Annotated in this window: 22 protein-coding genes and 1 pseudogene; 14 read left to right on the top strand and 9 right to left on the bottom strand. The window is 58.8% G+C overall.

Translation table 11 applies throughout. The annotated features are described in order from the left end of the window. Positions 1–413: 413 nt before the first annotated feature. Entirely contained in the window at positions 414–2,360 is a 1,947-nt protein-coding gene (locus ACLBWT_RS14095) for a squalene cyclase (protein WP_447663784.1), read from the bottom strand. A 111-nt stretch (positions 2,361–2,471) separates the two neighbouring features. On the opposite strand from ACLBWT_RS14095, the gene ACLBWT_RS14090 reads away from it, so the two are divergent. Then, complete coding sequence (locus ACLBWT_RS14090) at positions 2,472–2,567, top strand: YjcZ family sporulation protein (protein WP_447663782.1); 96 nt, start codon at positions 2,472–2,474, stop codon at positions 2,565–2,567. 399 nt (positions 2,568–2,966) lie between these two features. Here ACLBWT_RS14090 and yhbH read toward each other — a convergent pair whose 3' ends face one another. After that, positions 2,967–4,112: a sporulation protein YhbH gene (yhbH, locus tag ACLBWT_RS14085; RefSeq protein WP_447663780.1), complete on the bottom strand. Its 1,146-nt coding sequence runs from the start codon at positions 4,110–4,112 to the stop codon at positions 2,967–2,969. A 200-nt stretch (positions 4,113–4,312) separates the two neighbouring features. Between yhbH and ACLBWT_RS14080 the strand changes: the two genes are divergently transcribed. Further along, positions 4,313–4,696 carry a DUF423 domain-containing protein gene (locus tag ACLBWT_RS14080; protein ID WP_447663778.1) on the top strand — a complete coding sequence of 128 codons (384 nt, stop codon included), beginning with the start codon at positions 4,313–4,315 and terminating at the stop codon, positions 4,694–4,696. 138 nt (positions 4,697–4,834) lie between these two features. Here ACLBWT_RS14080 and ACLBWT_RS14075 read toward each other — a convergent pair whose 3' ends face one another. Continuing rightward, positions 4,835–5,281: a hypothetical protein gene (locus ACLBWT_RS14075; protein ID WP_447663776.1), complete on the bottom strand. Its 447-nt coding sequence runs from the start codon at positions 5,279–5,281 to the stop codon at positions 4,835–4,837. 222 nt (positions 5,282–5,503) lie between these two features. Between ACLBWT_RS14075 and ACLBWT_RS14070 the strand changes: the two genes are divergently transcribed. The 4 genes from ACLBWT_RS14070 to ACLBWT_RS14055 all read left to right on the top strand — a co-directional run bounded on the left by ACLBWT_RS14070 (position 5,504) and on the right by ACLBWT_RS14055 (position 8,689). Further along, a complete protein-coding gene (locus tag ACLBWT_RS14070) occupies positions 5,504–6,112 on the top strand; it encodes a biliverdin-producing heme oxygenase (protein ID WP_447663775.1) in 609 nt (202 codons plus the stop codon). A gap of 26 nt (positions 6,113–6,138) precedes the next feature. Next, positions 6,139–6,330: a hypothetical protein gene (locus ACLBWT_RS14065; protein ID WP_447663773.1), complete on the top strand. Its 192-nt coding sequence runs from the start codon at positions 6,139–6,141 to the stop codon at positions 6,328–6,330. A 105-nt stretch (positions 6,331–6,435) separates the two neighbouring features. Then, on the top strand, positions 6,436–6,747 hold the full coding sequence (locus tag ACLBWT_RS14060; RefSeq protein ID WP_447663772.1) for a YunC family protein: 312 nt from the start codon (positions 6,436–6,438) through the stop codon (positions 6,745–6,747). A 169-nt stretch (positions 6,748–6,916) separates the two neighbouring features. Continuing rightward, the gene (locus ACLBWT_RS14055; protein ID WP_447663771.1) at positions 6,917–8,689 is read left to right on the top strand and encodes an ATP-binding protein; all 1,773 of its coding nucleotides are present in this window, start codon (positions 6,917–6,919) and stop codon (positions 8,687–8,689) included. A 96-nt stretch (positions 8,690–8,785) separates the two neighbouring features. On the opposite strand, the gene mtnA is transcribed toward ACLBWT_RS14055, so the two are convergent. Continuing rightward, positions 8,786–9,883, bottom strand: a complete 1,098-nt coding sequence (mtnA, locus tag ACLBWT_RS14050; RefSeq protein WP_447663770.1) for an S-methyl-5-thioribose-1-phosphate isomerase — start codon at positions 9,881–9,883, stop codon at positions 8,786–8,788. Between the two features lie 86 nt (positions 9,884–9,969). Continuing rightward, complete coding sequence (gene mtnK, locus ACLBWT_RS14045) at positions 9,970–11,181, bottom strand: S-methyl-5-thioribose kinase (RefSeq protein WP_447663769.1); 1,212 nt, start codon at positions 11,179–11,181, stop codon at positions 9,970–9,972. A 194-nt stretch (positions 11,182–11,375) separates the two neighbouring features. Here mtnK and ACLBWT_RS14040 point away from each other — a divergent pair, with 194 nt between their 5' ends. From ACLBWT_RS14040 to sufB, 6 genes are all read left to right on the top strand, one after another. Next, complete coding sequence (locus ACLBWT_RS14040) at positions 11,376–11,981, top strand: DUF1802 family protein (protein ID WP_447663767.1); 606 nt, start codon at positions 11,376–11,378, stop codon at positions 11,979–11,981. Positions 11,982–12,145: 164 nt separating this feature from the next. Then, a complete protein-coding gene (gene sufC / locus ACLBWT_RS14035; protein ID WP_048749392.1) occupies positions 12,146–12,925 on the top strand; it encodes a Fe-S cluster assembly ATPase SufC in 780 nt (259 codons plus the stop codon). Between the two features lie 16 nt (positions 12,926–12,941). After that, positions 12,942–14,240 carry a Fe-S cluster assembly protein SufD gene (sufD, locus tag ACLBWT_RS14030; protein WP_447663765.1) on the top strand — a complete coding sequence of 433 codons (1,299 nt, stop codon included), beginning with the start codon at positions 12,942–12,944 and terminating at the stop codon, positions 14,238–14,240. After that, a complete protein-coding gene (locus ACLBWT_RS14025; protein ID WP_447663764.1) occupies positions 14,240–15,466 on the top strand; it encodes a cysteine desulfurase in 1,227 nt (408 codons plus the stop codon). The genes sufD and ACLBWT_RS14025 overlap by 1 nt, the downstream gene beginning before the upstream one ends. Continuing rightward, positions 15,453–15,878, top strand: a complete 426-nt coding sequence (gene sufU / locus ACLBWT_RS14020; protein ID WP_447663763.1) for a Fe-S cluster assembly sulfur transfer protein SufU — start codon at positions 15,453–15,455, stop codon at positions 15,876–15,878. The genes ACLBWT_RS14025 and sufU overlap by 14 nt, the downstream gene beginning before the upstream one ends. Positions 15,879–16,117: 239 nt before the next feature. Then, entirely contained in the window at positions 16,118–17,515 is a 1,398-nt protein-coding gene (gene sufB, locus ACLBWT_RS14015; RefSeq protein ID WP_447663761.1) for a Fe-S cluster assembly protein SufB, read from the top strand. A 97-nt stretch (positions 17,516–17,612) separates the two neighbouring features. Here the strand turns inward: sufB and ACLBWT_RS14010 are convergent. Further along, a pseudogene (locus tag ACLBWT_RS14010) lies at positions 17,613–17,820 on the bottom strand (tyrosine-type recombinase/integrase); the annotation flags it as partial. Between the two features lie 241 nt (positions 17,821–18,061). Between ACLBWT_RS14010 and ACLBWT_RS14005 the strand changes: the two are divergent. Beyond that, positions 18,062–18,298: a DUF3977 family protein gene (locus tag ACLBWT_RS14005; protein WP_447663760.1), complete on the top strand. Its 237-nt coding sequence runs from the start codon at positions 18,062–18,064 to the stop codon at positions 18,296–18,298. 26 nt (positions 18,299–18,324) lie between these two features. Next, positions 18,325–18,804 (top strand): GNAT family N-acetyltransferase, encoded by a 480-nt coding sequence (locus tag ACLBWT_RS14000; protein WP_447663759.1) that lies wholly within the window; start codon positions 18,325–18,327, stop codon positions 18,802–18,804. Between the two features lie 86 nt (positions 18,805–18,890). Here ACLBWT_RS14000 and ACLBWT_RS13995 read toward each other — a convergent pair whose 3' ends face one another. The 3 genes from ACLBWT_RS13995 to ACLBWT_RS13985 all read right to left on the bottom strand — a co-directional run bounded on the left by ACLBWT_RS13995 (position 18,891) and on the right by ACLBWT_RS13985 (position 21,872). Beyond that, complete coding sequence (locus tag ACLBWT_RS13995; protein ID WP_447663758.1) at positions 18,891–19,955, bottom strand: HD-GYP domain-containing protein; 1,065 nt, start codon at positions 19,953–19,955, stop codon at positions 18,891–18,893. Between the two features lie 85 nt (positions 19,956–20,040). Beyond that, on the bottom strand, positions 20,041–21,117 hold the full coding sequence (locus tag ACLBWT_RS13990; RefSeq protein WP_447663757.1) for a ThiF family adenylyltransferase: 1,077 nt from the start codon (positions 21,115–21,117) through the stop codon (positions 20,041–20,043). A gap of 2 nt (positions 21,118–21,119) precedes the next feature. Then, on the bottom strand, positions 21,120–21,872 hold the full coding sequence (locus ACLBWT_RS13985) for a molybdenum cofactor biosynthesis protein MoaE (protein ID WP_447663756.1): 753 nt from the start codon (positions 21,870–21,872) through the stop codon (positions 21,120–21,122). Between the last annotated feature and the right edge of the window lie 57 nt (positions 21,873–21,929).

The following is a 21,929-nucleotide window of genomic DNA, read 5'->3' as shown; positions in this document are numbered from 1 at the left end:
GGCTCTCGAGACTGGAATAAGCCGAAAAATCCGTCTAATTCGCTCTCGTCGGGCTCTCGGGACCGGAATAAGCCGAAAAATCCGTCTTATTCGCTCTCGTTGGGCTCTCGGACCGGAATAAGCCGAGAAAACCGTCTTAGTCGCTTATCCAGTCTCAGCCCTCGGTGCGAACCAAGCCCTCCACTTGCACTGGAGATGATGGAGGTGAGGACGGATATTCTGCGGCAGAGGGAGCAGGAACAGCATTTCGAATAAACACCAGCTAAACCCGGCTCCGAGAGAGCCGGGTTTAGCTTTTTAATGAAATGGCCGCGGCATGTGTTTGATTTTCCCCAACCCAGACTCGGGGAGAACACGACGACTGAAAATCACCCGCCAGCTAAAGCGGTCCCCCGTGGGATCAACTCCGCGGTTCAGCGCCGATCCGAGCCGGAGGACGTGCTCGCCGCATAAGCGGACAATACCCGCAGCGGCCATATGTACCGGCTGCTGTGGTAGTTCAGATACACATGACCGGGCAAGCCGCCGCCGGTCGGATAGCGGCTGCGCCAGTCTTCCGCTTCCAGCAGTTCGATCAGGCATTCGATGCCCCGATCGATGGCGGCGGGGGGCGAAGAGGGATGAGCCATCAATCCCTCGAGCGCCCAGGCGGTTTGCGATGGCGTGCTTGCTCCGAGCGCGCGGTATTCTGCGGCGACGTCGCTGAAGCAGGATTCGCCCCAGCCGCCATCCGCATTCTGCACGGAGAGAAGCCAGTTCATGCCGCGGTAGAGAGCTGAAGCGCTGCGCTTGGCACGCATGGCCATAAGACCGGCGAGTGCGGCGCCGGTACCGTGCACATAGGCGATTCCCCAGCGTCCCGGCCAGCATCCGGGGCGCTGCTGCTGCTTCAGGATCCAGGAGGCTGCACGGGCAGCGGCGTCGCCGTCAGGATCGTCTCCGCCTTCATCGGCGTCGATCGCTGCGCTTACCCATGAAGGCGACGGGGCATTCCGGCGGCTTGCCCATAACAGCGTACGGGCGGTCAGATCGACGGTTGGCGGATCGGTGACGATCTGCGAGGCCTGTTCGAACTGGATAAGCCCGATCAGCGGGCTTCCGGCTTCGCGCTCGAAGGCTGGCCAGCCGCCGCTTTTGTTCTGCATCGACCATACCCAGCGGTCCCCTCGTTCCCGGGCTTCATCCGGAAAAGCATCTCCCGCATGTATCCGTTGGAGCATCGAGAGAGAAGCCGTCGTATCGTCGATATCCGGGTAGCGGGTGTTCACATCCGAAAACCCCCAGCCTCCGGGCGGCGTGCGGTGATTGCGGCGGGCCCAGTCGCCCTTGGCCGTCTGCTGGCGGGAGGCTATATATCCGGCCGCCCGCTGGAGAGCGTCATGCGCTCCGGGAAGTCCGCTTTCATGAAGCACGCAGCCCAGCATCGCCGTATCCCATACGGTCGAGGAAGCGATCTGCAAATGGGAGATCTCATGCCGCTGATCATCCCATACGAGCGACTGGATTCCTTGTAGGCCATGCCTTATGATCTCATGGCTTGGCGGGTAGCCGATGGAGACGAGAGCTGCGATCATGAGGATGGTGGCGGTCGAATAGGTGAGCAGAGTGCCGTTCGGCTCTATCCGCTCGAGCATGAATTTCTCGCCCTTGTCCAGCGAAGCCGGGTATAGAGGGGAATGGCCGGCGGCGAGCGCCTCGGCCATGCCGGCGAGCGGCCCCGGAAGCGAAGGAGGCTTCAGGAAGCTCCGGCTCTCTCCGGCCACGAGCTCCGAGAGATCGGGCAGGCGTCCATCGCCCAGCTTGAAGCTGCCGGAGGCCAGCATGAGCACCGGCACGAGATGGACGCGGGCATGGCCGGACAGATCGAACAGGCTGATCGGCAGCCAGGACGGGGCGAGCAGCGTCTCGACCGGTATGCGCAGAACCCGCGGCCATTCCAACTGGCCGGTCATGCAGAGCAGCACCTGCGTCATCATCGTCCGCACTTCTCCAAGCCCGCCTCGTGCGAGAATGAAGCGGCGGGCGTTGACCATCCGAGGATCGCCGTATTCGTAGTAGCCGGAGGCGAGCAGCGCGTAATAGGCTTCCACAGTCGACTCCAGATGGCCTTCCTTCTGATCCTCATGCAGCTTCCAGCCTCCGCCGTTCTCCTGAAGCACGGCGATGCGCTGAGCGATCCGCCCCGCGAGCTCGCGGTGATCCTCCATCCAATCCATCGCCTGCAGCAGGATCAGCAAAAAAGCATCGCTCATGACGCCGCTCTCGCAGCACAGCCGCCATGCGCCGTCGGGACTCTGCCGCTCCAGAAGCTCTTCCCGGAGCCGTTCGGCCGTTTCCTTCGCCTGTCCGCTCCATTTCATGTCGTCTCACCTCGGTTTCAGCAAGGATATTCATCGCGCCGGGAGGCACTCGTCCAATTACGCGCGCCATGTTCCGCAATAGGTTGAACCATACGGCCGTTAAAGAAAGCCGTGTCGTATGCCGGAGGGGCCGGTTGGACCCGCACAAGCATCATTCTGGTCCTGTTCATTCTGCTTGTCATCATAAGCCGAGTCTGGTTTTTATAACGCGAGCAGCGGCATGAGGGGCAGGATGCCGGGAGGCGTCCTGCCGCAGGCAAAGGGCTGTGCCGACCGCTAGACCACACAAGGTCCGGCGGGGCGCAGCCCTTTTGGCGCGTCGCGAGGCGGCAAATGCCGACCGCCAAGAGACGGCCTTTAGCGTGAACGCCGCGAGACAGCCAATGGCAGTACGCTGCGAGACAGCCAATGGCAGTACGCTGCTAGACAGCCGATGGCAAGACGCCGCGAGAAAGCCAATAGCATGACGCCGCGAGGCGACCATCGGCGTGAATGCCGCGAGACGGCCATCGGCGTGAATGCCGCGAGGCAGCCAATAGCATGACGCCGCGAGCCGGCACTCGGCCTCATCATGGCGGGCCAGCCAGGGCGGCTGCCGGCCGGGCTTCAGCCTGCCGGCTTCGCGAAGAACCGTTTGAGGGCATTGTAGACCTCGCTTTTGTCGCGGATGACGGAGAACAGGAATTTCTTGTCCTGGATATGCTTGTAGGCGGACATCAGGGTGCTGCTCCGGTTGTACTGGTTGACCTCGCCATAGCCGAACAGGTTGGACCGCTTCATCAGCTCGTCGATCAGCTTGATGCATTTCTCGTTGTCCGAGGTCAGGTTGTCGCCGTCGGAAAAGTGGAAAGGGTAAATATTCCAGTTGGCCGAGGGATAGCGGCTGTCGATGATGTCGAGAGCCTTCTGATAAGCGGATGAGCAGATCGTGCCGCCGCTCTCGCCGCGGGTGAAGAACTCCTCCTCGGTCACTTCCTTCGCTTCCGTATGGTGGGCGACGAAGACGATCTCGACATGCTCGTATTTGCGGCGCAGAAACTTGGTCATCCAGAAGAAGAAGCTGCGGGCGCAGTATTTCTCGAACGAGCCCATGCTGCCGGATGTATCCATGAGGGCGAGCACGACGGCGTTGGAGTGGGGCTTGATGACTTCCTGCCAGGTTTTGTAGCGCAGATCCTCCGGAGTAATCCCCCCGATGCCTTGGCGTCCGGCGTTGGCGTTGCGCCGAAGATTCTCGAGCAGCGTACGCTTCTTGTCGATGTTGCTCATGATGCCTTTTTTGCGGATATCCTGAAAAACGATGTCGGCGGCTTGAACGTTCTCCTTCTGCTTCTGTTCCAGCCTCGGCAGCTCCAGCTCCTCGAACAGCAGATCCTCCAGCTCATCCATGGTGACTTCGGTCTCGAAATAATCCTCTCCGGCCTGATCGCCGGCCCCTTGCCCTTTGCCTTTGCCTTTGGCGGCGGAAGGATCCACGCCAAGGACGTCGCCTACCTGAGAGTCCCCGTCTCCTTGTCCGACATGCTGCTGCTTGTTGTAATTGTAGACGAAGCGGTACTCGTCGATGCTTTTTACCGGCACCTTGACGGTTTCGCGACCATTCGAGAGGATGATGCTTTCGTCGGTGACGATATCTTTCAGATTTTGCTTGATGGCCTCGCGCACCTTCTGCTGATGGCGGGTCTGGTCCTGATAGCCTTTGCGATGCAGGGACCAATCCTCGCGGGAGACGATGGACAGCGGTTCCGTCATAGCCGCTCACCCCACTATGTGTATTTCAGAGCCTGTAGGACCTGTTCTCCAAGTATATTCATGGGGAGGGGATTCATTACCTGATGCCGGTGCCGGGGTCCGGCGTCTACTGGCGCTGGACGAGCCTCGAAGAGGATATGGTATAATAGGAACATTCGCGAGCCGGATAACGTGCTTGCAAGAAGAGGTGAAGCCGCATCATGTTTCCCCGTTATATCGCCTACGGCTCGGTGCATGCCCTGATCTCCGTCGCGCTCGGAGCGTTCGGCGCCCATGGGCTCAAGGACCGTCTTACGAGCGACATGCTGGACGTATTCGAGACCGGCGTCCGTTATCAGATGTATCATGCCATTGCCCTTATCCTCATCGCCTTCGCCGCCAGCCGTCTGGGAGAGATCCGGGCCTTGCGCAACGGCGGCCGGCTCATCAATGCCGGCATCTTCCTCTTCTCGGGAAGCTTGTACGTGCTGAGCATGAGCGGAGTCACTTGGCTCGGAGCCATCACGCCGCTCGGGGGACTCTGCTTCATCGCTGGCTGGGGGCTGACCGCCTGGGCCGCCTGGAGCGCCCGGGGCCGTTCCTGAGAGCGGAGCAGCCGCCCGCGGATTCGTAGCCTTGAAAGCAAAATGCGGCGGCACCTTGGAGGTGCCGCCGCATTTGCAAAAACAGGGGAATGTAGGACGAAGCAGCCGGCTGGACTAGACGGACGCGCTGCGTGCATGCTAGTTGAAGTCGTCGATTTCCTGGAGCAGGAAAGTGTAGACCTGCTTCTCGTCGACATGATAGACGGTGATGAGATCGCCCTCGATGTTGAGGATTCTTCCCGGAATGCTCATTCGGACGCCCTTGCCTTTGTTGACGCTGAGCCGGACGAGAGTCTTTTGTTCCATATGATGCAGCAGGGTGGATGTGACGCTCAAGGATTCGGAGCCGTTGGAAGGCTGTGCGGCCTCGGGCGATACGGAGCTTGCCGTTGGCGTTGCCATCCCGGATGGAGCATGTTCTTCAGGGAACGAGGCGCCGACGAGGGAGCTCTTGCCGATCTTGTAGCTGCTTATGCCTGCCGACTGGAGCAGCAGCTTGAGCCTGGCCTCGGCAAGGTCCCGGGTAACCGCGTCAATAATGAGATCCGTCTGGAAGGAATAGGTATTAGGTCCTTTGCCGTTCATGATGTATGTAGTTCCTCCGAACTTCATAGAGATAATGGTATAACTATATCATTAGATCACCTAATGACATAGACCTATTTTTGAGGTCGAGATCCGCTATGGAATCGGTTTTCAATTATGGGTTATAAGCTATAAGTCATGACGATCGAACCCTGGCAAGGGATAAAATAAGGGATATTCTGGAAGATAAAAGGGATTCAACTTATAGAGGAGGTTTTCCGAATGTCCGCAGGCATATTGGAAAGATTGCGCGAGGAAACGGCGCCCAGCCATGAGCAGCTTGAAAGCAATGCATATGCCAAAGCCATCATGGATCAGACGATGACTCTTGAGCAATACAAGCAGTATTTGGAGCTGTTCTATGGCTTCATCAAGCCGATGGAGGCCATCGTGCTGGCCCGCCCCGCAGCGGAAGCACGGGGCATCGATCCCTCAAGGCTCGCCAAGCTGCCTTTGCTGGAGAAGGATTTCATGGAGCTCGGCTATTCGAGGACGGACATCGATTCCATTCCCATATGCGCTTCCCTTCCGGATGTCTCCGTACCGGCGCGCATGCTCGGTTATCTATATGTCATGGAAGGCTCCACGCTCGGCGGACAGGTCATCAGCAGGAAGCTGGCTTCCGGCTTGCAGCTCGCCCCCGAATCGGGATTGTCGTACTTCTACGCCTACGGTCCCGACACGAGGGAAAGATGGGGCGAGATGAGGGAGCTGCTTGTTCGGGAAGGCTCCGAGCCGCGGCAGGGTGACGAAATGGTCGATGCTGCAAAAGAAACGTTCACTCTTCTGGGTGCCTGGATTCATGCCCGCCTCCAAGAGCAGGCCGTATAACAAAGAAGGCGGAGGCCTGAGCGGCAATGAAAGATGACGGAAACGCGAATGAACACGAGCTGCTGGACAGAACCCTTCTGACGGAAGGCGATTTCGTCGCCGTGACGAGGGAGGATGGCTGCCGAATCGGCCCGTGCAGCGCCAATGCCGAAGAGCTGCTCGGCATCGCAGCCGGCAAGGCTGCTCGGAACGCCTTTGGCCGCTGTCGGCTCTGTTGACGGCGGCCTTTGCTGTTGACGGCGCCATCGTCAAAGAGCGGGCACCTTCCCCGACCCTCCACGCATACAATACGGGAGTGCTGAGAAGGGAGGTGGCCCATTGTCATGATGCAGATTGTACCCGTTGCTCTCGGAGACGGAAAAACCGCGCTCGGCATCGAGGTGAAGCTGCCTAAGACGACGCTGCTCGCTGTAACGACGGATAAAGGATATATCATGTGCGGTGCGCTAGATGTCGCTTTGTTCGACAGCAACCCCAAGCTGAAAGAACGGGGAGTCGTCGCTGCGCGCGCCGTCGGCGTCCGGACGCTTGAGGAGCTGCTTGACGCTCCGCTGGAATCGGTGACGGAGGCGGCTGGAGAAGCCGGCCTCTATGTCGGCATGAAGGGAATCGAAGCCGTCCGGCAGCTGGCTTGACGGAAGAGCAGGAGGATTTCCGAATAGAGGAATGAAGCAGGATGGCAAGGAAGGGCAGAGGAAATGCTGCCCTTTTTTGTTGTTTTTTTGGAAAATAGGCCATCTGGCTGGAGGGATTGATCCGTTCGTTGATGAAATAGACACAATCGATTTCCTGGAGGGAGAATGAATGCGTCCATTTGCCAATGAAGAGTGGTTTTCTGCGATCCTTCCGAATTCTAACGTGCCGTTGAGCGGGATGATGAGCATTTCGGGTAACGGCCATATTGTATACATTTATGAAAATTTGGACCGCTACATCCAAAATGCGGTTGCGTTTGTCCGTATGGGAATCCAGCAGGGGCATCAGACCGTGATGGTTGAATCCGCGACGCTCTATCAAACCATCCGCAAGCTGCTATCCCGCCAGATGGATGAGAGCCAGCTTGCCCTTGTCCATCATATCGATCGGGAAGAGCTGTACCGGATCGACGGAGGGTTCCGGAGCGGCATCTTCATGGAGAGATTTTCCCGCGCCGTGGAATCCTATCAGAAACAAGACTTGCTCCTGCGTGCCTGGGGCAATATTCCGCTCAAGGATGTCGAAGAGATCAGCCTCAAGCTCGACGCTATGGACCATTTGGCGGATGAATGCATAGGCGGGAACGGGCTGATCTCCGTATGCGCCTATGACGGCAGGCAGATATCGGCTGCCTTCCAGCTCGCGCTGCTGCGGAGCCACGAATATCATATGACCGACGAGGAATTCGTCGGGTCCAGCCTGTACCTGCGCCGCTCCGATATCTACCCGTCCCTGGCCGTGCAGAACGAGCAGCAGATCGACATGGACCGCAGCAAGCAGGAAGCAAGCCTGATGCGGAGCCAGCTGCTGGCGACGAAGCATCAGCTGGAGTCTTTCATCACCCGGAACTTGGATCCGGTGCTTATTCTGGATGACCATGACCTGACCGTCAGCGTCAACCAGGCTTTCGAGACGACATTCGGCTGGACCATGGATGAGCTGGTCGGTATTCCGGGCCATGCGCTGCCTCTGCTCCCGGACGAGAAAACCTTCGAGGTGGGGCGCAATAAAACCATCATTACGGCGGGGAGAAGCATCGAGGGCTATGAATCGGAGCGGGTGACGAAAAACGGCGTCCGCCTCCATGTCATGGTGTCGAGCTTTCCGCTTCTCGACGCCGAGGATCGGATCAGGGGCAGAGCGGTCATCATTAGGGACATTACAGAGAGATTGCAGGCCCAGGAGCTGCTGATCCGCTCGGAGAAGCTGTCGATCGCGGGGGAGCTGGCGGCCGGCATCGCCCATGAGATCCGCAATCCGGTCACGGCGCTCAAGGGCTTCCTTCAGCTCCTTCAGTCCGGAAGCACGGAGAAGCGGGATTATTTCTATGAAATCATGGCCTCGGAAATCCGCCGGATCGAGCAGATTCTCAGCGAGCTGCTCATGCTGGCCAAGCCTCAGGCCGTCCACTTTGAAGCGAAGGATATCCGCCTTCTGCTGGAGGATGTCGTCACGCTGCTGAACGCGCAGGCGATCCTGAATGACGTGCAGATCATCACTTCTTTCAGCGACGAGGAAATGATGATCATGTGCGAGGAGAACCAGCTGAAGCAGGTGTGCATCAATATGATCAAAAATGCGATCGAGGCGATGTCAAGAGGCGGCAGCCTGATTATCGACGCCCGGATGAAGCCGCACGGACGAGGTGTGATGGTCAGCTTCATCGATGAGGGCTGCGGCATTCCGGCCCATTTGCTGGAGAGGCTCGGACAGCCTTTCTACACGACCAAGGAGAAAGGGACCGGCCTTGGCTTCATGGTCAGCAAAAAAATCGTCGAAAACCATGGCGGCACGGTCACGGTACATAGCGAGGAGAACAAAGGAACGACGATCGTCGTCGGGCTGCCGCTGGACGGCGATCGGACAGGCGATGACGACTGAGGGAGTCCGCTGTCCCAATTATTCATTGCCGATCAGGGCTGAGCACAAAAAGCCGCCATGGAGATCTCCCTGGCGGCTTGCTGCTGTCCAGCGGCATTATCCCTGGCGGAGCTCCTCGAACAGCTTCTTGAGGTTTTCGCCGTAGGGCGGCCGGATAACGCCTTTTTCGGTAATGATGGCTGTAACATATTCGGCAGGCGTCACATCGAATGCCGGATTGTACACCTTGACGCCTTGAGGTGCGGTGCGCTTGCCGAAGCCCTCGGTCACTTCCTCCGCGTGGCGCTCTTCGATCGGAATCTCCGCACCGGTAGGCGTGCCGAGATCGATGGTGGAGAGAGGACATGCGACATAGAAAGGAATTCCGTGGGCTTTGGCGAGCACGGCCACGCTGTACGTGCCGATCTTGTTGGCGACATCGCCGTTCGCGGCGACGCGGTCGGTGCCGACGATGACGGCGTCGATCCAGCCCTTGTTCATGACCATGCCGGCCATATTGTCGCAGATGAGCGTCACGTCGACGCCGGCCTGCTGCAGCTCGAATGCGGTCAGCCTCGCCCCCTGAAGGACAGGACGGGTCTCGTCCGCGAATACTTTGAGCGAGATTCCGCGCTCTTGAGCCAGGTAGAACGGAGCAAGCGCCGTCCCGTACTTCGCGGTGGCGAGTCCGCCTGCGTTGCAGTGGGTCAGGACGCCCATGCCGTCGCGCATGAGCTCCAGCGCATGCTCGCCGATCATCCGGTTCGTCGCCTCGTCCTCGCTTTGGATGGCGATCGCCTCGTCGAGCAGGCTTTGCTTGGCCTCATCGAGGGAGACGGCGCTTTGGGCCAGCTCCGCCGCGCGGGCTTTCATGCGGTCCAGCGCCCAGAACAGGTTGACGGCCGTCGGACGGCTCGTCGCCAGATAGCCGGCTTTCTCCGTTACGCGGCCAAGCCAGGCGGCGAGGCTGTCGTCCGCCTGGAAGGGCTGGCCCGGCAGTCCGCTGCCGAGCACAAGCCCGTAGGCGGCGGCGATGCCGATGGCGGGAGCTCCCCTTACTTTCATATGTCGGATCGCTTCCCAGACGCCTTCGGCATCCGTCAAGGGAAGATAGACGGTCTCCTCCGGAAGCAGGCGCTGGTCGAGCAGCTGAAGCTGGCTGCCCGCCCAAATGAGGGATTGCAGGCCGGGGTATGCGGCTGAGTTGTCGGTCATGATGGTTCCTCCGTTCATTATCCCTGTCCGGCGATCGTGCCGGCGGAGCCGGCCTTCCGGGCAAGGTGTCGTTGCGCCATCCGCGCTCAGCGCGCGGATGCCGTAAGGGCGATGTCGATGACTTCCTCGATCGAGGCGATGGTGCGGTGGCGCTTGACGAGCTCCTTGCCGATCGCCAGCGCCATGCGCTTCGCGCGCTCGCGGACGGCGTCGTCCGGAATCGCGTCGAGATCGGCGACATGGGCGAAGCCGACGACGCGGCGGACCATCTTGGCTCCGGCGAATCCGGCCGTATCCTGCAGCAGCCGGCTCATATACAGATCCTGGAAGCCCGCCGCGGCGGAGAAGACGGGATCCTTGCCGTGCTCGTCCCACAGCGTGCGGAACTTGGCGGCGAACTGCGTCCATACGCCGCGAACGGTCTCCGCGAGGAATTCCCGGTACTGCTTGCGGGAATCCGCCTCCGGGCTCCAATGCTCCTGTCCGGCAAAGTTGAGCAGCAGGTTCGCGATGACCGCGCCGATATCAAAGCCCATCGGGCCGTAGAAAGCGAACTCGGGGTCGATCACCTTGGTGGAGTCGGGCAGGGCGAAGATGCTGCCGGTATGCAGGTCTCCGTGGATCAGCGCCTCTCCGCGGGTGAGGAACTTCTCCCTCAATACGGCGATTTCCAGATGGAGCGCGGCGTCCGTGCGGAGCGCCAGCGCCTCGTCGGCGATGGAATCCTCGTAGTTGTTGCGCTCGTGCTCGCGGTAAGGCTCGTCGAAGATGAGGTCTTCCGTAATCTGGCACAGCTCCACGTTGACGAACGACTGCTGGCGCAGCTTCTTCTCCTGCTGGCTCATGCCGAGATCCGAGGTGAAGAACAGCGTCTGGGCGAGGAAGGTGGAGATGTCGCTCGCGAATCGCGGATACAGAGTGCCTTCCATCAGTCCTTTGCGCATGATGACATGGCTGCTGAGGTCTTCCATGACGGTGATCGCCTGCTCATGGTCGGTGAAATAGACTTGCGGCACCAGCTCGGGCGCCAGGCTGTGCTGGATCTTGAGAGCTTCGCCTTCGATCCGCGCGCGGTCGACCGACAGCGGCCAGGACTCGCCGAATACTTTGACATAAGGCAGCGCCTGCTTCACGATGAGCCCTTTGCCGGTCGCAGGCTCGGTAATATGGAAGACGAGATTCAGGTTGCCGTCGCCGATCTCGGTGCATTCCAGCTCCGCTCCGGGAGCGAAGACTCCTCCCACCGTGCGGGCGAGCTCGACCGCTTCCGCCTCGCTGTAGGGATGATATGCTGGCATTAGTGATTTCCACCTTTCATGGGTAGCATAATAAAAGAAGGAACAATTCATGAGATCGCTTGCGGCCGCGTGCGGACGCCAGGCTTTCGTTCTACATAAGCCCTAATTATAGCCCATCTTTTTTAGACTTGAAATAGGCTCGTTTGATATAATGGGGCGAATATGCTTGACGGGTGAAAGGATGTGTAGCCGAAGTGAACGTATCTGACGGAGCCGGCGCAGGAGCCGCAGCGCTGAAGGAATGGGCCGTCGCGGTCCGGGCGCTCGAGGAAGGGCGCCAGATCGTCGTCCTGCGCAAGGGCGGCATAGCCGAGGAGACCCGGCACTTCCGGCTGGAGCGGCCGGATTTCTATCTGCTCCCGGCTTATGAGCATCAGCGGCCGGAGCTTCTCAAGGAGGAAGCCCGTCCGCTTCTGGACGAAGTGCTCGGAGAATGGGCGGGCCCGGGTGCCGGCACGGTGTCGATATCGAGCTGGGCGCATGCGGTCGAGGACATTCCGGTCACGGATCCGGAGGTTCTGGAGCGGATCAGGGAGCGGCATATCTGGACGGATTCCTTTGCCGAGGAACGCTTGAGATGGAAGAAGCGGGATCCGCTGCATGTGCTGCTGCTTCGGGTGTACAAGCTGAGGCAGCCGCTGCGGCTGCCGATGGAGCCGGCTTTCACCGGCTGCAAGTCGTGGATTTCCTTGCCCGAGGGGCTGGACGGCGAACAATCGGAGCCTGTGCTTGGAGACGAGGAGTTCAACCGGATGAGAATGGAAATCCGAAGCTTGCTCGGCGCGGCCGCGATTGATTGATTTATAACGAGTTTTATACTAAAATTATTATTGAGAACGACTGAGAATGAACTTCGGGCGCAATTGTTCCCGGAAACTCGCAAAGCAGACAGCTTCCACGGCGGAATCCGCCCAGCGGGACACCGTCGCCGGAAGTACTCATATTTGAAGGGAGCATTTCAAAGATGGCAACGCAATTCGTCATTGACGGACTCAAGGCAACGATCGAAGGCAAGGAAATTCTCAAAGGCATCAACCTCAGCATGAAGGGTGGAGAAATCCACGCGATCATGGGACCGAACGGAACGGGCAAAAGTACGCTGGCTTCCGCACTCATGGGGCATCCTAAGTATGAAGTGACCGAAGGCACCGCGACGCTGAACGACGAAGACCTCATGGAGATGGCAGTGGACGAGCGCGCCCGCGCAGGCCTGTTCCTGGCGATGCAGTACCCGAGCGAGATTTCCGGCGTGACGAACTCCGACTTCCTGCGCAGCGCGATCAACGCCCGCCGCGAGGAAGGCAGCGAGATTTCCCTCATCAAGTTCATCCGCCAGATGGAAGGCAAGATGAAAGAGCTGGACATGAACCCCGAGTTCGCCCACCGTTACCTCAACGAAGGCTTCTCCGGCGGCGAGAAGAAGCGCAACGAGATTCTGCAGATGATGCTGCTGGATCCGAAGGTCGTCATCCTGGACGAAATCGACTCCGGCCTCGACATCGATGCCCTGAAGATCGTCGCGCAAGGCGTCAACGCGATGCGTTCCGAGGACCGCGCTTTCCTGGTCATCACTCACTACCAGCGCCTGCTGAACTATGTCAAGCCTGACTTCGTGCATGTCATGATGCAAGGCCGCATCGTCAAATCGGGCGGTCCTGAGCTGGCTGAGCGTCTCGAAGCGGAAGGTTATGACTGGGTTAAGGCTGAGCTTGGCATCGAAGACGAAACAGTCGGCCAAGCCTAAGACGGGAGGGAACCAGATGAGCACAGAAGTATCGAACCCCGTTGAACGGGCATATGCGGAAGAAGTATCCCGCGGCAAGGGCGAGCCGGCATGGCTGACTGCCCTGCGCGGCGAAGCGGCCGAGCTGTCGGCCAGCCTGGAATGGCCGAAGCCGGAGAAGATCCGCATCGACCGCTGGAATCTTGGCGCGCTTGGCCAGCATGGCCAAAACACGGCTCTTGCTTCCGAAAACGAGCTGCCTGAGCAAGCGGCATCGCTCGTAGCCGGCGCGCAAGCACTGCTGGTGCAGCGCGGATCGGGCAATGTCCTGCGCCGCCTGCCGGAGGAGCTGGCAGCCAAAGGTGTCATCTTCACAGATCTCGAGACGGCTGCTTCCGAGCATCCCGATCTCGTGCAAAAATACCTGTTCAAGGCCATCGCCAAGGACGAGAACAAGCTGACGGCGCTGCACGCTGCGCTGTGGAACGGCGGCGTATTCCTGTACGTGCCGAAGAATGTCGAGGTTGAAGTTCCGCTGCAAGCCCTCTTCTACAACGAGGATGCATCGGTATCGTTCGCTCCGCATATCGTCATCGTGGCCGAACGCCACAGCCGCGTAACTTACGTCGACAACGCTCTTACCGTTGGCGGAGGAGCCGACGCGGTCCACCATTCCATGGTGGAGATCTTCGTTGAAGCCGGCGCCCACGTCGACTTCGCTTCGATCCACCAACTGGGCTCCAACGTGATCGACATGTCCGTACGCCGTGCTGTGCTTGAGAACGACGCGCGCATCCAATGGGTGATCGGCGATCTCAACGACGGCAACGTCATGTCCGATACGCTGTCCGTCCTCAAGGGCAACGGATCCTCCTCGGATGCGGCCGTCGTCAGCATCGGCGCGGGCAAGCAGCGCATGAGCCTGACGACTCAGGCCAAGCACTTCGGCCTGAACTCCGACAGCAACATGGTCACCCGCGCCGTCATGAGAGACGAGGCGACGGCGATCATCAACGGCATCACCAAGATCGAGAAGGGCGCGACCAAAGCCAACGGCGTTCAGACGGAGAAAGTTCTCATGCTGAATCCGAAAGCCCGCGGAGACGCGAACCCGATCCTTCTCATCGACGAGGATGACGTAACGGCAGGCCATGCAGCCAGCGTAGGGCAAGTCAACCCCGAGCAAGTCTACTACTTGATGAGCCGGGGCATTTCCAAGCAGGATGCAGAACGGCTCATCATCTACGGATTCCTAGCGCCGGTTGTAACTGAAATTCCGATCGACGCGGTCCGCGAGCAGCTGCAGCAACTGCTCGAAAGGAAGCTGAACGCCTAATGAATATCGAGGAGATCAGGAAGCAGTTCCCGATTCTTCATCAAGAGGTTAACGGGCATCCGCTCGTTTACCTCGACAGCGCGGCGACTTCCCAGAAGCCGCGTTCCGTCATTGAGGCCGTCAAGCGTTATTACGAATATGACAACTCCAACGTGCATCGCGGCGTCCACACGCTGGGATCCCGGGCTACAGACGCCTACGAGGGCGCTCGGGCGCGCGTAGCGGAGTTCATCGGCTCTCCTTCGCCGGAGCAGATCATCTTCACGCGCGGCACGACTACGGCGCTGAATCTGGTCGCGTCGGGATATGCCCCGTCCGTATTGGAGGAAGGCGACGAGATCGTCATCACGCCGATGGAGCATCACAGCAATCTGATTCCCTGGCAGCAGGCAGCCAAGCGCTCCGGTGCGGTGCTGAAGTATATTCCGCTGCAGCCGGACGGAACGATCTCGCTCGAGGACGTGGAGAAGACCGTTACGGACCGCACAAAGATCGTATCCGTCATGTATGTCTCCAATGTGCTCGGCGTCATCAACCCGATCAAGGAAATCACCGAGATCGCTCACCGCAACGGTGCCGTGATGGTCGTAGACGGCGCGCAGAGCACGCCGCATATGAAGATCGACGTGCAGGCGCTCGACTGTGATTTCTATGCTCTTTCCGGTCACAAAATGTGCGGACCTACCGGCATCGGCGCGCTCTACGGGCGCAAGCCGCTGCTGGAGAACATGGAGCCGATCGAGTTCGGCGGCGAAATGATCGACTTGGTCGATCTGCAGGATTCCACCTGGAAGGACATTCCATGGCGCTTCGAAGCCGGCACCCCGATCATCGCAGGCGCGATCGGCCTTGCGGCAGCGATCGACTTCCTGGAGGAGATCGGCCTCGACAACATCGACCGTCACGAGAAGGAGCTTGCGGCCTACGCCTACGGCAAGCTGTCGGAAATCGACGGCATCACGATCTACGGACCGCGCGAGGGCCGCGTCGGCCTGATTACGTTCAATCTGGACGACGTGCATCCGCATGACGTGGCTACGGCTCTCGACTCCGAAGGCATCGCCGTGCGGGCCGGCCACCATTGCTGCCAGCCGCTGATGCGCTGGCTGGATGTGACGGCCACTGCGAGGGCAAGCTTCTATCTGTACAATACCGAGCAGGATGTCGACGCTCTGGCGGCTTCATTGCTGCGGACAAAGGAGTTCTTCGGACATGCAATTGGATGATTTGTACCGCCGGGTCATCATGGATCACTATAAAAACCCCCGCAACCGTGGTACGATGGACGAAGACGCAGTTACGATCAACCTCAACAATCCAACCTGCGGCGACCGCATCTCCCTCCAGCTCCAGCTGGAAGGAGACGTGGTCAAGCAAGCGAAGTTCACCGGAGAAGGCTGTTCCATCAGCATGAGTTCGGCTTCCATGATGACGGAGGCGGTCAAAGGCCGTACGCTTGAAGAAGCTTACGCCATGGCCGACAAGTTCTCCGCTCTCATGAAGGGCGAGCCGGTGGAATTCGAGGAGCTTGAAGATATAGAGTCCCTGTCGGGCGTGAACAAATTCCCGGCGCGCATCAAGTGCGCCACTCTGGCTTGGAACGCCCTCCGCAAGGGCGTCGAGGCTCAGGGCAAGTAGGCTTGATTGCAGTCCGTCGCTTTTGCGGCGGCTTTGGTTGGCGACTTTCCGTTAGGCAGGATAACGCAGAAAGCAATGAGTTCTGGAGAAGCGCAAGCGGTCGCCTTTGTCCCCGGATTCCACCTATTGAATATTGATGAAAGGAATCTGGGAGCAACAGCGATGTGAAGAATCATTGTTTTCGGAGTGAATACTGTGCAATAGAGAGTTCCAATCCCATAACAAGGAGCGTGAAAACCATGGCAAAATCGATGCCGGAAATGGAAGAATATAAATACGGATTCCGCGACGAGCACAAATCAATTTTCCAGTCGGGCAAAGGCCTGACCCCGGAAATCGTCCGTACGATCTCCGAAATGAAAGGCGAGCCGGAATGGATGCTGAAATTCCGCCTCAAATCCTTGGAGCAGTTCAACAAAATGCCGATGCCGACATGGGGCGGCAACATGGACGATCTTGATTTCAACGACATCCAGTACTACGTCAAGCCTTCCGAGAAGCAAGGCAAGACATGGGAAGAAGTGCCGCAGGAAATCAAGGAGACGTTCGACAAGCTGGGCATTCCGGAAGCCGAGCAGAAGTTCCTCGCCGGCGTATCCGCCCAGTACGAGTCCGAGGTCGTCTACCACAGCATGCAGGAAGACCTCGAGAAGCAAGGCGTTATCTTCATGGATACCGACTCGGCTATCCGCGAGCATCCCGAGATTTTCCGCGAGCACTTCGGCACGGTCATTCCTCCGACGGACAACAAGTTCGCGGCTCTGAACAGCGCGGTATGGTCCGGCGGCAGCTTCATCTATGTTCCTAAAGGCGTAAAATGCGAGGTGCCTCTGCAAGCTTACTTCCGCATCAACTCCGAGAACATGGGTCAGTTCGAGCGCACGCTCATCATCGCCGACGAAGACAGCTTCGTGCACTACGTCGAAGGCTGCACGGCTCCGGTCTACAGCACGAACTCGCTGCACAGCGCGGTCGTCGAGATCATCGTGAAGAAGAACGCACGCGTCCGCTACACGACGATCCAGAACTGGGCTCCGAACATCTACAACCTCGTCACCAAGCGCGCCGTTGCCGAAGAGAACGCCACGATGGAGTGGGTCGACGGCAACATCGGCTCCAAGCTGACGATGAAATACCCGGCTGTCGTCCTGAAGGGCCGCGGAGCGAAAGGCATGGTTCTGTCCATCGCCGTCGCAGGCAAAGGCCAGCATCAGGATGCCGGCGCGAAGATGATCCACCTTGCTCCCGACACGACTTCGACGATCGTCTCCAAGTCGATCTCCAAGCACGGCGGCAAAGTATCCTACCGCGGCTTGACCTCCTTCGGACGCAACGCCGAGGGCGCCAAAGCCAACATCAAATGCGATACGCTCATTCTCGACAACCAGTCCACGTCCGACACGATCCCGTACAACGAGATCATGAACGACAACGTGACGCTCGAGCATGAAGCCACCGTCTCCAAAGTATCCGAGGACCAGCTCTTCTACCTGATGAGCCGCGGCCTGACGGAAGCCGAGGCGACTCAGATGATCGTCATGGGCTTCATCGAGCCGTTCACCAAGGAGCTGCCGATGGAGTACGCCGTCGAGATGAACCGTCTCATCAAGTTCGAGATGGAAGGAAGCATTGGATAACGGTTATTCACCGAGCCTTTTCTGGTTCCAGGAACCCTGAATTTGCCAACAAACTAAGATACTTCGCGTAAAGATCAAGGGCATTGCCCTCGTTCTTTCACGTAACGTGCAGATACGTATCCGCAGTGACTTTCACGCTTGCGTGCCCAAGTCCCTCGGATACGTATTTTTATTTGCACGGGCTTCCAGCAGGTGCACGGCATGCGTATGCCTGAGGGTGTGTGGGGGGAGAATCGGTAACCTTCACGCTTGCATACGGTTTTGAAATAATCTCTTATGACATTGAATCGCAGCCATCGGACGTCTTGCAACTGAATTCACTTCAGTGTCGTGATGGCGACCTCGACAGTGAACCGAAAACGGGTAAAGCAAGTCTGCAGCAGTGTGCCGAGAGCGAGTACCTGATTAAAAGCCGTCAAGGAACGAACCGGCCCATTACGATGGCCTACAAGATCATGCAGGGGATCGCGACCGCCGTGATATTTACAACTATGCTGCCCCGCTTGCATAATGGTAGTGGACAAGTCTTCCGGGGGGCCTATATTCTTGAAATACATTGAATTCGGATTCGGGAACAGCTGGCTCCTCCGGACGGAGATCGAGCTTGCGGACGGTACGGAACACGAACAGAGGGGCATTCTCGGACCTCTGAAGCCGCGTTCCGCCTACATTCGCATATGGATCCGGAGGACGGTATTCATTCTGGATACCCGGGAAGGCTTCAAGCGCATCCGGAAAGGCAGAAATGCCTTCAAGATCATCGTCGGAATAAGCAGCTTATGAACAATGACATACGGAGGAATTGCGGCATGAATCAGTCCCAGCAGGTATCCTTGGACATGTACAAGCCCCATCATCTCGAAGGCTTGAGCCGGTTCAAGCTGCCGAAGGAGCAAGCTCAGTTCACGGCCATGCCGGCAGAAATGCTGGAGGAATCTCCGGGCAGATTCCCGGTCGTCATTCTGGCTGGCGGAGAGCCAGTCGGTTTTTTCGTCCTCCATGCGAGCGATCGGGTGAAGGATTACACGGACAATCGGAAAGCGCTGCTGCTCACAGCATTCTCCATCGGTCATTCCATGCAGGGCCGCGGCTGCGCCACCGCAGCTCTGGAGCTCCTGGCGGAGTTTGTCCATCGGGAGCTTCCCGGCCGCGACGAGGTCGTGCTGGCCGTGAACGGCAAGAACACAGCGGCCCAGCGGCTGTACGTCAAAACCGGCTTCAAGGATACCGGCCGCAGACGGACAGGGAATCTTGGGGAGCAATGGATCATGAGCCTGGCTCTGACGTGAAGATCGGAGGAATCCGATGTTTGACTCCTTGGGATTCGCACTAGCAGTAGAAGACCGCCACCGGCATATCCGGGGCGGTCTTTTTTTTACATATAAACCTGGGTAATTTCATACTCGCGTTCAATCGTCAGGTCGATGAACTCTTCCTCCATCTGAACGAGAGGGCGGAAAAACTCCGTTGGATGAGTCATGACGATGATGCCGGATTGCCCGGAGTCGAGGTCGACCCGCTTGCCGATGAAGTTGGGGATCATATGCCGGATGAAGGTGTGGGTCGTAATCGGGTCAAGCTCATGGAAGCTCATCCGGTACAGCTCCCGAAGCACATAGAGCAAGTCGCGCTTTTCCTGGTAGACGCGGGCTGAGATCATGGCGCTGTACACATCTGCGACGGCCACGATCTTGGCGATCGGGGAGATATCTTCGTTGCTGATCCCATGGGGATAGCCGCTCCCGTTCATGCGCTCGTGATGCTGCAGGGCAGCCGTGGAGAGATAGGGGTCTTCGTAGGAATTAAGGATGATTTCTTCTCCGTACAGGGTATGGCGCTTGATTTCCTTGTATTCTTCCGGGGTCAGCTTCCCGGGCTTGTTCAGGATGCTCTTGGGGATCCTGCATTTGCCGATGTCATGGAGAAAGCCGGCTTTGCCGATGCGCAGCGATTCCTGCTCTTCATGCCCCATCCATGAGGAGAGGTAATAGGACAGCATTCCGACCTGGACCGAGTGCTGGTACGTATAGTCATCGGTCGTATTCAGCAGGAGCAGCATGGAGACGACATCGCGTTCCATCTGGAACCTGGACATGAGCGGCTGGAAGGTGCGCTCGACGTCTTCTTCCGTTACTTTTCCTTCCCCTGCAGCCTGGCGGAACAAACCCTCGCATCCGGAAATAGCGCTCTCATAAAGCGGCTTCATGGCAGGCAGCCATTTGGGCGACAACCCGGACTCGATCGTCCTGTGTCCGAATTCAGCGATCTCTGCCGCCGGCAGCTCCTCCAAATCGACGTAATCGATTCCGTGCTGCAACAGCTTGCTGATTTCGTATGACCGCAGCATCGTGCCGCTGGACATGACGTTCAGCCCGAACTGGTTGAATGCGTCGCTGTTAAGCCGATCGCCTTCTTTGATTTCCGATACATGCACCCTCATGTTGCACCTCGACAGTGTTTATATTCTGCTGCCCACCCTTATCTAAATAATCCTAAATACAGGAAGCATAGGGTGAAAGTTGAACCTATTCACCTATTATATCGGTATAAAGGCCCTTTGCTTTAATAGGGTCATGAGTACCTTGGACTAGTGCCCTTCCATCTGGGAAAATTATGACCGTCAATCCGCTCTCGGATCGGTAGCGGAGACTATAGGGGCCCAGCTCCGCGCGGCCGCTGGATGCCAGCCGCGAAGCGAGCTGCTGGAGATCGAGCTCCAGAGTGCGCGAAGGCGTGACCTGCACGGAAGAGGCGCCGCACAGGACGGCAGAAGACTCCTGCTGCAGCTCTTCCAGGAAGTCGAACTCTCTTCTGGAGCAGCAGGGGCAATCGGCTTTCCTGGCATTGCCCGCCGATACCTGCATCCACGAGTTGCGCCATACATCCAGCTGCAGGAGCGATCCGCTCAGCGCTTCCCTGTTTCCCGTCAGCCATTTGATGGCTTCCATCGCCTGCAGGGAACCGATGATGTCGACAAGCGGGGAGAGCACTCCGGCCGTCTCGCAGGTGTCGGCAGTCCCGCCCGCCGGCGGAGAGGGGAACAGGCAGCGGTAACAAGGCGTCTCTCCAGGAATGACGGTCAGCGTCATTCCGCTTGCGGCGACGGCTCCGCCATACACCCACGGAATGCCGTGTTTGACGGCATAGTCGTTGATGAGATAGCGGGTCGAGAAATTATCGGTGCCGTCTACGATGATATCCGCTCCGGCCAGCAGGCTGGGCGCATTGGCTGAGGTCAGATCGGCGATTTCGGCAAAGACGCGGACCGAGCTGTTCGCTTCCCGCAGCCGCGCGGCCGCAGCCGCCGCCTTGGGCGTGCCGAGCGCCGCGTCCCGCTCGGAGTAGAGCATCTGCCGCTGAAGGTTGCTCCATTCCACGATATCCCGGTCGATCAGCACGACTTCCCCGACTCCACTGCGGACCAGATGGGAGGCGATGACGCAGCCGAGAGCGCCCATTCCCGCGACGGCTGCCCGCGAGGAGGCAAGGGAATGCTGGCCTGCCTCTCCGACAGGAGCAAAGCGGATCTGGCGCGCGTAGCGAGTGGAGGAAGGGGGGAGCTGTCCGGCGGCGATGACTCCGTCTGCCGCTGCTTCGTCCATGCTCATCCCTCCACGGGCGATGACGGAATGTCCGCGAGTGGATTCCAAGGCCCTTGCTGATGCCCCTTCCATTCGGATCCGTCTTCCCAAATCTCTTTTTTCCAGATCGGCACGACCTGCTTGAGCCGTTCGATCGCGTAGCGGCTCGCATCGTAGCCTCCGTCCCGATGCGGCGAGGAGACGGCGATGACGACGCTGGCCTCGCCGACGGCGACGGGGCCGATGCGATGGTGGATGGCGCTGATGGTGCCGGGCCATCGTTCGGCCAGCTCCGCTCCGATCTGTTCCAGCATCCGCAGCGCCATCGGCTCATAGGCTTCATATTCCAGCAGGACGGTCCGCTTGCCATGCGTCCACTCCCGCGTCGTGCCGATGAACACGAGGGCAGCTCCGTGATCGGGGTGAAGGACGAGGGAGGAGACCCGGCCTGCGTCGAGCGGCGCCGAGGTGATGACGTAGCGCTTAGCGCGGCTGTCGTCCTCCTTGCCGAAGGGCTTGTCTTCCCCGCCGGAGACGGGAGGAAGAAGGGCGAGCTTGTCGCCGCAGCCCACGATCTGCCCGTCTGCGGCGTAAGCCTCGTTGCAGGCGACAAAGCTGACATCGATAAGGCCCGCATGAGCCGGATAAGCGGCGGCGACGGCGGCTTTGAGGCTGCCAGCGGCCATGCTGTCCTCAGGCAGCTCCAGCGTGATTTCCGGCATGCCGATTCTCTCCGGCAGCCCGGCGAATAAAGCGATTTTCCATGCATATTTCATGGAGTTGATCTCACCTGTCTTTAGCGGCTAGTTTGCTTCCAGCATATCATATGTCCT

This window comes from Paenibacillus sp. D51F, from assembly GCF_053345695.1.
Note: the sequence above shows the minus strand (reverse complement) of the source record. Positions and strands in the feature narration are given on the sequence as shown.